9 protein-coding genes are annotated in these 13126 nt (G+C 39.1%); 5 read left to right on the forward strand and 4 right to left on the reverse strand.

What is annotated here, in order from left to right; all coding sequences use genetic code 11:
• Positions 1–421 precede the first annotated feature (421 nt).
• Entirely contained in the window at positions 422–1828 is a 1407-nt protein-coding gene (gene ptsG, locus KSO91_RS13385) for a PTS glucose transporter subunit IIBC (RefSeq protein ID WP_238743503.1), read from the forward strand.
• Between the two features lie 605 nt (positions 1829–2433).
• On the opposite strand, the gene KSO91_RS13390 is transcribed toward ptsG, so the two are convergent.
• Genes KSO91_RS13390 through KSO91_RS13400 form a run of 3 tightly spaced genes read right to left on the reverse strand, consistent with a single transcriptional unit; the run spans position 2434 to position 5887 of the window.
• Positions 2434–3669 (reverse strand): ABC transporter substrate-binding protein, encoded by a 1236-nt coding sequence (locus tag KSO91_RS13390; protein ID WP_238743504.1) that lies wholly within the window; start codon positions 3667–3669, stop codon positions 2434–2436.
• Between the two features lie 25 nt (positions 3670–3694).
• Entirely contained in the window at positions 3695–5137 is a 1443-nt protein-coding gene (locus KSO91_RS13395; RefSeq protein WP_238743505.1) for an ATP-binding protein, read from the reverse strand.
• Positions 5138–5158: 21 nt separating this feature from the next.
• On the reverse strand, positions 5159–5887 hold the full coding sequence (locus KSO91_RS13400; RefSeq protein ID WP_238743506.1) for a response regulator: 729 nt from the start codon (positions 5885–5887) through the stop codon (positions 5159–5161).
• 486 nt (positions 5888–6373) lie between these two features.
• Here KSO91_RS13400 and KSO91_RS13405 point away from each other — a divergent pair, with 486 nt between their 5' ends.
• From KSO91_RS13405 to nspC, 4 genes are all read left to right on the forward strand, one after another.
• The gene (locus KSO91_RS13405) at positions 6374–7783 is read left to right on the forward strand and encodes a diaminobutyrate--2-oxoglutarate transaminase family protein (protein ID WP_238743507.1); all 1410 of its coding nucleotides are present in this window, start codon (positions 6374–6376) and stop codon (positions 7781–7783) included.
• Positions 7783–9270 carry a pyridoxal phosphate-dependent decarboxylase family protein gene (locus KSO91_RS13410; RefSeq protein WP_238743508.1) on the forward strand — a complete coding sequence of 496 codons (1488 nt, stop codon included), beginning with the start codon at positions 7783–7785 and terminating at the stop codon, positions 9268–9270. The genes KSO91_RS13405 and KSO91_RS13410 overlap by 1 nt, the downstream gene beginning before the upstream one ends.
• A 2-nt stretch (positions 9271–9272) precedes the next feature.
• Positions 9273–10490, forward strand: coding sequence for a carboxynorspermidine synthase (locus KSO91_RS13415; protein ID WP_238743509.1), 1218 nt, complete (start codon positions 9273–9275; stop codon positions 10488–10490).
• An 80-nt stretch (positions 10491–10570) separates the two neighbouring features.
• Positions 10571–11713 carry a carboxynorspermidine decarboxylase gene (gene nspC, locus KSO91_RS13420; RefSeq protein WP_238743510.1) on the forward strand — a complete coding sequence of 381 codons (1143 nt, stop codon included), beginning with the start codon at positions 10571–10573 and terminating at the stop codon, positions 11711–11713.
• Between the two features lie 70 nt (positions 11714–11783).
• Here the strand turns inward: nspC and KSO91_RS13425 are convergent.
• A partial coding sequence (locus KSO91_RS13425) for a phosphoethanolamine transferase (RefSeq protein WP_238743511.1) occupies positions 11784–13126 on the reverse strand: 1343 nt, incomplete at its 5' end.

Raw genomic sequence — 13126 nt, forward strand, 5'->3', positions numbered from 1 at the left:
TAGCTTGATCCTTGCCTGTTTGAAAAAGGAAAAACCAAGGAAAGCACAGGTTGACGAGCATAAAATGGAAAAACAGCTGAAAAAGCTGTTTTATCTTAGCAAAGATCATTTGAGCGAGAATTGCTGTGAAAATTTGTAACATATTGTAACAACGCTACCTTTTGTGTAAGCAAGTGTAACGTACCGAATAATATGATAATTCCGTCACGAAAATTCATTTCTGCTTGTATATACTAGCCTCATTAAAATTAAAGCATATTTAATTTTAGTAACAATAATATTAAATAGATGAAATATTTCAGATGCTTAAAATTAGCCGTCTCACCACAGTTAATTTTAAGCAGCATAAATAATCAACCATTTAATGTGATTAACATTAGTAACCTGTCGACAGACAAATAAACCAACTGGAGAGTTGTTCATGGATATTTTCGGAAATTTACAAAAAGTAGGGAAGTCATTAATGCTTCCAGTGTCAGTACTACCAATCGCAGGTATTTTACTGGGTGTTGGTGCTGCTAAATTTGGCGTTTTACCTGATGTTGTATCACAACTAATGGAACAAGCGGGTGGCGCAGTATTTGGTAATATGGCACTTATTTTTGCAATCGGTGTTGCATTAGGTTTCACAAAAAATGATGGTGTAGCGGGTCTTGCTGCTGTTGTTGGTTATGTGATCATGATGAAAACAGTTGAAGTACTTGCACCTGGTGCAAATACAGGTGTACTTGGTGGTATTATCGCTGGTGGTATTGCCGCTGCTATGTTTAACCGCTTTTACAACATTACACTACCTGATTACTTCGGTTTCTTTGCAGGTAAACGTGCAGTACCTATAATGACTGGATTCGCAGCCATTATCATGGGTGCTATCCTTGCTGTTGTTTGGCCACCGATTGGTGGAGGAATCGCTGCATTCTCTGAATGGGCTGCTAACCAGAACCCAACGGTTGCTTTTGGTATCTACGGTGTTGTTGAACGTTCACTGATTCCATTTGGTTTACACCATATCTGGAACGTACCTTTCTTCTTTGAAGCAGGTTCATGTGTAAATGTAGCAGGCGAGCAACTTAACGGTATCCTAACTTGTTACCTATCTGCTGATGATGCATCACGTGCTGCTGGTAATGGTTTCGGTCAACTTGCGGGCGCATACATGTTCAAAATGTACGGTCTTCCAGCTGCTGCTATCGCGATTGCACACTGTGCTAAGCCAGAAAACCGCGCTAAAGTAATGGGTATCATGGTTTCTGCTGCGTTAACTTCATTCTTAACAGGTATTACTGAGCCAATTGAATTCGCATTCTTATTCGTAGCACCTATGTTATACGGAATTCATGCTTTACTTGCTGGTTCTGCATTTGTTGTAACAAACATGTTAGGTATGGTTCACGGAACTTCGTTCTCACACGGTTTAATTGATTACTTAGTACTATCAAGTAATTCAGTTCACTTCTGGTGGTTCCCTATCGTCGGTCTTATTTACGCAGCGATCTACTACACAGTATTCCGTGTTGTTATTACTAAGTTTGACCTTAAAACACCAGGTCGTGAAGATGACGAACTTGCTGAAGAAGTTAGCCTTGATAATACAGAGATGTCTATCCTTCTTGTTGCTGCATTTGGTGGTAAAGCTAACATTGACAACTTAGATGCATGTATCACACGTTTACGCGTCACGGTTAAAGATATTGAGCTAGTAAATAAAGGCGAGCTTAAGAAATTAGGCGCTGCTGGTGTTGTTGTTTCTGGTAACGGTGTTCAAGCTATATTCGGTACTAAATCTGATAACTTAAAAACTGACATGGAAGCTTACATGTCTCGTTAATAAAAAAGGTTAGCGCAAGCTAACCCTATTTTATTCACTAAGGGCCCAATAATATTTATTATTGGGCCCTTTTTTATTTACTTTTATTGACAAAATTCATACTCATTAAATGTTCTATTTAGGCGCAATAAAATTGTTGGATTCGTTATTATTACACTACATAGAAAAGTGCCCAATCACGATGAAATATAAACCGACACGTCGAAACTGTGACTCCCTGCCTCGACATCGTAGACTCGAAGAAAGAAGCACATAATACCTATTTCACTCTTACATGAGCTCTATTATCGTCTCCATATGCCGCATGGTAATGTCTATTAACATATTACAGCACCCTTTTTTACTGTGGATTCAAGCCTTATCGTATGTATAGATTTTGACTATCATAGTCAACTCTATTTGACCTCTTTTCGGAATAATCAAAGCGAAATTCTATTTAATATCATAAAGTTTTGTGTAGTTAACTGAAAATACACAAAAATAGCGGCGCTGTATCGGTCTGCTTATCTCGCGCTAAGGTATATTTACTAGAAGGTGATGGTGTAGAGAAAGAACCGGCCCTAGTTACATACTCGAAGCTAAGGCAATGGAATGAAGAAAAGGAGTTATTTAACTGCGCGAATCGCTAAGGAGAGGCGTTTAACTGTGTTAGTCGCATCAGCTTGAGGATCATTAAAATAGTTGCTAAGTATTTGCGCGATGATGTTTTGCAAATGGCTAGTCGTTGCCAGGTTTTGAGTAAATGAAGGCACAAGTTGATAACTGTTAAAATCCGCATATGACTTTTGTGAACAAGCATCAAATTGGCTCATATCGATATCATTTCTTATTGGAATAGATCCTTTACTGATATTAAATTCAGCCTGAAATTTTTTTGAAAGTAGAGTGTCAACAAAAACCGACTGAACATTATTTCTTGCCTGATAATTATACTTTTGAAATAACACGAAACTATCAATGTTATAACTGAAGATGTTTCTAGTTTCAGGAACCTCGACACACATATAATCAACCATGGCTACTTTACCCGATGCAGTCCACATGCCCTTTGCCCAATCGCCCATAAATTGCATCGCGGCTTTATCTGTGGCAATTAGATGAGCAGCATTAAACCAATCTTTTCCAATCAAATCTTGGCTTGTATAACTATTTAAGCGTTTAAATTTTTTGAAAACGGCAATCATTTCTGCTGAATTTAAAATTTTCTCATCATGCATGACAAATGCTTTTTTATATTTGTCTGCACCTAATAGAGAAATCGCCATTGACTCAAATAACAGCGCATCCTGCCAAACGGTGCCGCCATGTGCTAAAGGTAAATAACCCGCATCTCTTATTTTATCGGCAGTTATAAAAAAATCATCCCATGTCGTTGGAATTGATAAGTTAAGCTCAGTGAAAATTTTCTTGTTTAACCATAGCCAATTAACCCGGTGCACATTTATTGGAACCGCCATGTAATGTCCATCAAAAGTCACCGTATCACGGGCGATTTGCGACATAATAGCCTTCCATGGTCGGGTATCAACCACTTTACCAATTTCTTCTAGCATGCCTACTTTAGCCCACTCGCCAATATCAGGTCCTTTTATTTGCGCGGCATCAGGCGGGTTACCAGACAATGCGCGCATCTGTAATACACGTATTGCACTCTCACCACCTTCACCTATAATCGCAAAATTCTGCCAAGCTATATCTTGTGCTAACAAGGCATTTTTAAGTATCTGTTGCGCTTCATGCTCGCCTGGCGCTGTCCACCAGTGCAAAACTTCTAGTGGAATAGCATGGGCATAAGAACTGATATTAATTAGTAGTGGCAATAATAAAATCGTTTTTTTCATGATCTTTCGCTTCTCATGTAAACTCTTATACGGATGTAGATTTATAAATTCTAGGCAGGGTAATGATCACTTCTAACCCCCCTTCCTCGCGATTGATTAAATGCAAATATCCATTGTGTGCATGTATAATATTACGGGAAATTCCTAATCCTAAGCCATACCCATGAAGATCATGGTGTAAACGGCGATAAGGGGTAAATATATGCTCTAACTCATGCGCTGGGATGCCAGGTCCATTATCTTGAATTAAAATCTGTAAACTTTCTGTGCTGTCATTAATGAACACCTGCACACCACCACCATACTTAACACCGTTATCAATCAAATTAGCCAAACAGCGCTTTAAAGCTAATGGCTTACCACGATATGGGGCGACCTGTGGTGTGATTATTTTTATCTTATCCGGTTGCGAACTGCTAATTTGTTCGAGTAACTTGAGTATATTAACTGACTGAATATTTTCATGGATATCGGTATCTTTTACCGTCTGTAGTGCGCCATTGACTAACATTTCTAGATCATCTAAATCGTGATTAAATGCTTCCGTTTGTTTTTCACTATCAAGCAATTCAGCACGTAACCGTAACCGTGTAATAGGGGTCTTTAAATCATGCGATATAGAACGAAATAAGACCTCACGATCACGGATGTAACGCTGTAATTTTTGTTGCATGCGATTAAACGCGCGTGTTGCGGTAACGATTTCAGAGGCACCCTGCTCAACTAATGGCGCTTGATCAAGGTCGATGCTCATTTCAGAAACAGCCAATGCTAACTGCTTTAATGGTTTCGTCTGCCAATAAAAAAGAAGATAGATAAAAATCAGTACAAACACCGTGGTGAATATCAGAGTGATCAGCTGCGCTGGTGAGATAATTGACTTATCCACAAGTAGATAAGGAGGAGGTAAAATAGCGGCTAAATACAGCCACTCATGCTCCGCAATTTCTATCTGCACAACCAAAATGGGCGGTTTAGTCGAAGGGATAATGAGGGAGTAAGCGCCCCAAGAAGGCGGGAGATCTTTTAATAACACATCATTTTTTAGTACATGCAGATCATCGGGATGAGAAAATTCTATTTCCAACTTGCTTTGTATTGGGATTCGCCGTTTTAATACCTGTCTAACTGTATTGATAACCCGTTTTTTCAATAGGCTATCAGGGATAGGATTAATCTCTATTTTTTCACTATTTAATGATACAAAAAAACGACTTCCACCCAAATCACGTAACTGCTCTAAGACTAAGTGGCGGTATTGTAATGGTAAGTTTTGAAAAAAGGAGATCGTACTAAGTGCATTTTCGGCTAAATTATTAGCATTTAATATGACTGTTTTCTCTTCGCTTTCAGCAAATTGATTGACCAAAAAGAAACTACTGACAAGTTGAGCCAAAACTACTGAAAAGATAGTTAAAAGCAACATCCTCGAGATGATAGAAGCAAACATTAAGCGCAAGTAGGTCATATTATTTATTCGTTATGTAAATTATTGCGTATCAAAACGGACTTCGGCAATAAATACATACCCTGCCCCGCGTACTGTTTTTATTATTTTAGGCGCTTTGGCATCATCACCTAAGCATTGGCGCAAACGACTTAAATGTACATCAATACCACGCTCATTTGCAAAGGCGTCCCGCCCATGCAAGGCTTGGCTGATTTGATCGCGCGAAATCGGACTGTTAGGATTTTTTAAAAACAGGGTTAACAACTGAAAATCAGCACCCGTTAATGACGTTATCTGGTCGTTTCGATCGAGAAGATTGTGTTGTTGAGTATCCAATTTCCAATTTGCAAAAGACAAATAGCGAGTCTTTTCTGCATTTTTTAGCGAATCTTTTGCAAAATTAGTACGTCTTAATAAGGCTTTAATGCGGGCCTGTAACTCTCTTGGACTAAATGGCTTACCAATATAATCATCTGCGCCAATTTCTAAGCCTAAGATTCGATCCAGTTCATCTGAGTTGGCAGTTAGCATAATAATGGGAACATTTGAGCTTTGGCGAATACGTTGGCATAATGTGAAACCATCATCACCAGGCAACATAATATCTAAAATAATAAGATCTGGCACGTTGGTTAGCAGTTGATTATCCATTTCGATACCATCATGCGCAGTAATCACTTCAAAGTTGTGTTTCGATAAATATTCAGCCAATAACTCACGTATCGCTTGATCATCATCAACCACTAATATTTGCTTATTGTTTGTCAAACTTATTCCCTTTTCCGTTAACTTATATGTATTGCAACCGCATAGTAATTTTAACGGAATAAACACCTATTTAACAGTAAAGCAAGCATAAAAATTAATCGCCAATCGATGCTTAAAATTCACGCAATCCATTTAATTTAAATCATATTATCAATTAGTTACGTGTCTATGTTGTTTTTTGATGTTTTTTGCACTTGCCTGTATGAAAATCAATGATAGAATGCGCGCGTTTTATCACCCAAATCAATTTATTTATTATGACTGCTAACGCAATAGAGGAGCGCGATATTATGTCTTTACTTATACTTTTCAGTATCGCAGTAAGCTTATTACTATTAACGTTTTTATGCTCAGACAAGAGTTACCACAACTTCGTAACAGAACCGTGAATTAAACGGTTAACCTCTAATACAAGCGCATCCAAATGCGCATACTACAATTTCAGTTCCATTTTATGGCAACCTTTAAATCTATAAGGATCCCGTTATGCAAAACGTCCTCAATTTAGCGCATGAAACTTCTATATCAAATGATCAAGAGATTCCTTTAGTAACTAATTTATATGATCTTACGCCAGATGATATGTTATTAAATCAAGCGAATTATGAATCAGAAGTGCGTTCTTATCCGCGCCGATTACCGATTGCAATTAAAACGACACGCGGCGTTATTGTCGAAGATACTAAAGGTCAAATTTATCTGGACTGTCTAGCAGGTGCTGGAGCATTGCCACTGGGTTATAACCACAGTGAAATCAATCAAGTTTTAATTAAACAGCTAAATGATGGCGTGCCTTACCAAACATTAGATATCACCACACCAAGTAAAGATGCCTTCATTAAAGCAGTGATGAAATTTTTGCCTGAAAAATTTGCAAAGAATGCACGCATCCAATTTTGTGGGCCATCAGGTGCAGATGCTGTCGAAGCGTCGATCAAGCTTGCAAAACTTTATACAAAACGTAATACAATGGTCGCTTTCCATGGTGCCTACCATGGCATGACTAATGGCGCATTGGCATTAACAGGCAACTTAGGTGCTAAAAGCCGCCGTACAGGTTTAATGTCAGATGTGCACTTCTTCCCTTTCCCATACAGCTATCGTTGTTCATTTGGCTTGGGGGGTGAGGAAGGTGCAAAACAAAGCATTCGCTACATTGAGTCAGTATTAACCGATGACGAAAGTGGTATTACTAAACCTGCTGCTATTATTGTTGAACCTATTCAAGGCGAAGGAGGGGTTATTCCCGCGTCAGTTGAATGGTTAAAAGAGTTACGCCGTATTACCAGTGAACATGGCATTCTATTGATTTTTGACGAAATACAATGCGGCGTTGGTCGAAGTGGTGAGCATTTTGCCTTTGAATCTGCTGGTATTGAACCTGATATATTAATTTTGTCGAAAGCGATTGGTGGCGGCATGCCTATGTCTATTATGCTTTATAACGAAAAATTTGATTGCTGGAATCCAGGTGAGCACACGGGCACCTTCCGAGGCAATCAATTAGCAATGGCTAGCGGCGCAAAAACATTAGAAATTATTCAACGTGATAATTTAGCAGCCAATGCACATGCGCGTGGCGAGCAACTACGAGCAGGATTAACTAAAATTCAACAAAAATTCCCACAAATTGGCGAAGTACGTGGGCGCGGTTTAATGAACGGAATAGAAATTGTAAAACCCAACCAGTTTAATGGTTTAGGCCATGCTGAATCTGATCCGCAGTTAACAGCTAAAATTCAACGTGCAGCATTAGAATTAGGTTTGATCATTGAAAAAGGCGGTCGTAAAGGCTCAGTATTACGCTTTTTGCCTCCCCTTATTATCAGCGAAAAACAAATTAACTTTGTCATTGATACCATGGCAAGAGCCTTTGCTGCAGCGGTGAAATTATAATGACCAATAAATCAGTACAGTGGCAACAACACTTTATACAGTTAGGTAATAATAATCAGTCCTTTGAAGAATCGGCGGCGTTTACGCAAGAGACGATTAACCAACTCTTCCAAGCGGCAGATAAACCTTACTCAGGCGTTCAACCAGCCACTGTTAAAGCACAATTACAAAGTGTCGATTTTAGCCAGACTGAATCGCTACATGCAGTGATCAACACGGTTAATGAACTGATTGCTAAAAATTCTATTTTAGTACAACACCCACATACTATTGCACATCTACACACCCCACCGCTTATTGCTTCAGTGTTGGCTGAGCACTTTATTGCGGCTTTAAATCAATCTATGGATTCGTGGGATCAATCCTCGTCTGCGACTTTTGTTGAACAGTTAATGATTGACTGGTTATGCAAAACCTATCAGTTAGGCCCGCGCGCGGATGGTGTATTCACCAGTGGCGGAACACAAAGCAATTTGATGGGGCTGTTATTAGCACGTGATTGGTTTGCATTTAAGCAATCAGCTCATAATATCCAACAAGATGGTTTACCCGATTATGGGCACAAATTCCGTATTATCTGCTCAAACAAGAGTCATTTTACGGTGCAGAAATCAGCCTCATTAATGGGACTCGGTGAACGTGCTGTCGTGTGCGTGAAAACCAATGTGCAGGGGCAGATGGATTTAGTTGATCTACAACTCACTATTGATAGCTTAAAAACACAAGGTTTATTACCTATCTGTGTCGTGGCAACCGCTGGCACGACGGATCATGGTGCGATTGACGAACTCGACAAAATTGTTGAAATTGCACGCAATGAGCAAATCTGGAGCCATATTGATGGAGCCTACGGAGGCGCGTTACAACTAAGCGCAAAACATCAGCAGCGTTTAAAAGGCATCGAATCTGCTGATTCGGTCAGCGTTGACTTTCATAAATTATTTTACCAAACGATTAGTTGTGGCGCTTTATTAATTAAAAATAAAGCCAATTTTAATACCCTACTGCATCATGCTGATTATTTAAATCGCGAAGGTGATGAGTTACCTAATTTAGTTGATAAAAGTATTGCTACCACGAAACGTTTTGATGCATTAAAACTATTTATGACATTAAAAAGTGTGGGCGCCGACACCTTAGGTGAAATGTACGATAATGTGATCGAATTGACCTTACAGGTTGCCGAGTTAGTGAAAGACAATCGCAATTTTGAATTGTGTTGCGACCCTTTATTATCGACTGTTTTATTCCGTTTAAGCGATAAATTCCAAGGCTCATTAACGGCAGCACAGTTTAACCAGCTGCATCAGACCTTACGACTACAGATGGCGACGTCAGGGACCGCTGTAATTGCAGAAACTAAGGTCGACGGAAAAGTCTACCTTAAATTAACGTTGTTAAATCCCTGTTTAACATTAAATGATTTTGATTCATTATTTGCAAAAATAGAATCTTATGCCGTTGCACTGACAACCAAGGAGTTATAGGTTTGTCTATATTACAGATTGGCGCGGGTGGCGTTGGATGGGCTATAGCACATAAATGTGCTCAGAATAATGACGTGCTTGGTGATATCACCATCGCTTCACGCACGCTTGGCAAATGTGAAAACATCATTACTTCGATTAAAGGGCGTAATAACCTTAAAGACAGCACTAAAAAGCTAGCATCGGTAGCTATTGATGCTAATAATCTTGCATTATTGGTCGAGCTTATTAAACAAATACAACCTGATTTGGTGATCAATGCGGGTCCACCTTGGGTTAACCTTGTTATTATGCAAGCCTGCCTAGATACAAAAACGGCTTACCTTGATACCTCGGTGGCGGTGGATCTATGCACGCCAGGACAACAGGTACCTGAAGCATATGATGAACAATGGGCATTTGCACAGCGCTTTAAAGCCGCGGGTATCACCGGAATTTTAGGCGCTGGTTTTGATCCGGGTGTGGTAAGCGTATTCGCAGCTTACGCTAACAAACATCTGTTTGATGAGATAGATAGTATCGATGTAATGGATGTAAATGCAGGTGATCACGGGCAGGAATTCGCGACTAACTTTGATCCCGAAACCAATATGCTGGAAATCCAAGGTGACTCCTTCTACTACGAAAACCAAGCTTGGAAAAAAGTGCCTTGTCACAGTCGCATGATGGAATTTGATTTCCCCGTTGTCGGTAAACAGAAGGTTTACTCGATGGCGCATGATGAAGTCCGTTCAATGGCTGAATATATTCCGGCCAAACGGATTGAGTTTTGGATGGGATTTTCTGATGACTACCTAAACTTTTTCAATGTCATGCGCAGTATTGGCTTATTAAGTACAAAGCCGGTGACAACCTGCGATGGTATTACCGTTGAACCGCTTAAAGTGTTAAAAGCTATTTTGCCCGATCCCACTTCACTGGCATCCGGTTATGTAGGTAAAACCTGTATAGGTACTTGGGTACGAGGTAAAAAAGAGGGGCTAGCTAAAAGCGTGTTTATCTACAACATTTGCGATCATAAAGACGCCTATATTGAACTTGAACATCAAGCTATCTCATATACAACGGCCGTCCCTGCGATCACAGCAGCCCTACTTTACTTTCAGGGTAAATGGAGCGAACCGGGCCTATATAATATTGAACAGCTTAATCCGGATCATTTCTTGGCGTTAATGCCACGTATTGGTCTGACTTGGCAAATCCAAGAACTCAACGCCTAATAATTACCACTAAAAAAAAGCGAAGAGTTCTCTCTTTGCTTTTTTTTATCCGTTTTTTATTAAAATAAAAGATCCTCATTATGCACACAGAAAAAAAAACAATTGAACAAGATCTAAACACCCCCTACTTTATGATTGACGAATCAAAACTGATCGTTAATCTTGAGCAGTGCAAACAACTCAAGCGTCTTTCTGGGGCTAAATTGGTACTGGCACTTAAATGTTTTTCAACTTGGGGAACCTTTGAGACAATCAAGCCTTATTTAGATGGCACCACAAGCTCAGGGCCTTATGAAGTTAAATTAGGGCATGAGAATTTCGGCGGTGAAACCCATGCATACAGCGTAGGTTATTCAAAAGCAGATATAGAAGCAGTCAAACCACTTGCAGATAAAATCATCTTTAATTCACTTTCACAGCTCGATACCCATTACAGTAACTGTGTAGACAGTGCTTCATTAGGATTGCGTATTAATCCTGAGCGCAGTGTCGCTGGGCAAGATTTAGCAGATCCTGCTCGCCCCTATTCACGTTTAGGGGTAAAACAAGAGAATCTGGATTTATCAGTACTCGACAAAGTAGAGGGTTTTATGTTTCATATGAATTGTGAAAACAAAGATGCCGATGCTTTTATCGCTATTTTAGATTATATCTCGGCAACTTTTTCTGATTATCTTGATAAACTGAAGTGGTTAAGTTTAGGTGGTGGTATCTTCTTTACTTACCCGGGTTACCCTATCGAAAAACTCGCTTTAGCCTTAAAGACGTTTAGTGAAAAATACGCTATTCAGCTTTATTTGGAACCTGGAGAGGCGATCATTACACGTACGGCCGATCTTGTGGTTAGTGTGATTGATATTGTTGAGAACGTCAAAAAAACAGCGATCGTAGATAGTGCGACAGAAGCGCATCGTTTAGATACCTTGATCTATAAAGAGCCAGCTTGCGTACTTGAAGCGGCTGAAAATGGCCAGTTCCCTTATGTTATTGGATCATGTTCATGTTTGGCTGGTGATCAGTTCTGTGAAACGCAGTTTGAGCAGCCATTACAAATAGGGCAAAAACTGCACTTAATAGATTCGGCCGGTTATACGATGGTTAAATTAAATTGGTTTAACGGCCTTAAAATGCCCAGCATCTATTTCAAACGGCTAGATAATACCATTGAGTTACTGGCTGAATTTAGTTATCAAGATTACAAAAATAGTTTAGGAAACCATTAAGGCGTATTGCCTCTCTTACAGATATAAAAAAGCCCGCCAATGTTTAGCGGGCTACTCTACGTTTACTTTATTATTTCAATTTACAACTTGAAATAATATCTAAAGAATTATCTTTAGCTGCTGTTTTTACGCCAAACAACCCCAATACAGTGTGGAATAAATTATCATGCGACAGTCCTTTCTGCGTCGTTTTATTAACCACACATTGCTTATTAAACCCTTTTTCCTGTGCATAATCCTCCGAGAACCACATAAACCATGGCACTTTTGTCTGCTCATCAGGGGCTACAGCATAAGGTGCACCATGTAAATATAAGCCGTTTTCCCCCAGTGATTCACCATGATCGGACAGATAGATTAAGGCAACATTATAATCATTTGAGTATTGTTGTAATTTTAGTATTGTCTGGGAAATAATATAATCCGTATACACCAAGGTATTATCATACACATTCATTATTTCTTGATCTGAGCAATTCTCAATATCACTGCGATTACAGGCAGGTTTGAAAGCCGCCTTACTCTCTGGGTAACGTTTCCAATAGGTCGGTCCATGACTACCTATAATATGCAGAGCAATTAATTGATTGCCATTATTCGCTTTAATTTGTTTATCAATGTCCGCGAGTAATATTTCATCATAACAGCTCGAACCATCGCAAAATGGTGAATCACTGTTTGCACTGATGTTGATCTTGTTAATATTTTTAGCAACCTCTTTATCACCGTTGTCATTTTCCAACCACAACATGTTGATTCCTGCATGCGCCATCACATCGAGTAAATTGTCTTGTTGATTAGCCCTTTGTTTATTGTAATTGCCTCTCGTCATATTTGAAAACATGCACGGTAAAGAATGTGCCGTTGCGGTTCCACATGAAGAAACTTCTTGGAAGGAAATAATGCCCATACCTTGCGTATAAGGGTTGGTATTACGTGGGTAGCCATTATAAAAAGTGTTTTGTGAGCGAGCTGTTTCACCGATCATTAATATCATCAGGGTTGGCTTACCATTTTTAGCTGTTTCCAGCGTGGCATCTTCTCCTATTGATTTATAGACCAAGGGCTCAGTTAAGTAAGTTTTATTAATATATTTAACTGAGTTAAATATATGTGCTGGATTGATCATTTTATTTAAATAAGAATTGTTTCTCCCCACAGAGGCATAATCTTTGTAAAAGAAAAGAGCAATTAATCCAATGCCAGCAATCGCAAATAGCACCAGCGAAATCCTCAGAAAAATCTCTTTAAGGAGATGCTGTGAACGAACTATTTTCACTTTGAATATAAAAATTGAAGGCAACACACCAAAAATAATAAAGTATAAAATAGAGCTCATATTTAAATATGAGAAAGCTTCTGAAGAATTTGTTTCAAAGATATTTTCGATCATGCCGTAATCAAACATCACGT

The organism is Psychromonas antarctica, assembly GCF_022267535.1.
Taxonomy (GTDB): domain Bacteria; phylum Pseudomonadota; class Gammaproteobacteria; order Enterobacterales; family Psychromonadaceae; genus Psychromonas; species Psychromonas antarctica.

Bases quoted from the DNA above. Each gene is read 5' to 3' on its own strand.
- ptsG (WP_238743503.1), top strand. From the start codon at position 422: ATGGATATTTTCGGAAATTTACAAAAAGTAGGGAAGTCATTAATGCTT.
- KSO91_RS13390 (WP_238743504.1), bottom strand. From the start codon at position 3,669: ATGAAAAAAACGATTTTATTATTGCCACTACTAATTAATATCAGTTCT.
- KSO91_RS13395 (WP_238743505.1), bottom strand. From the start codon at position 5,137: ATGACCTACTTGCGCTTAATGTTTGCTTCTATCATCTCGAGGATGTTG.
- KSO91_RS13405 (WP_238743507.1), top strand. From the start codon at position 6,374: ATGCAAAACGTCCTCAATTTAGCGCATGAAACTTCTATATCAAATGAT.
- KSO91_RS13410 (WP_238743508.1), top strand. From the start codon at position 7,783: ATGACCAATAAATCAGTACAGTGGCAACAACACTTTATACAGTTAGGT.
- nspC (WP_238743510.1), top strand. From the start codon at position 10,571: ATGCACACAGAAAAAAAAACAATTGAACAAGATCTAAACACCCCCTAC.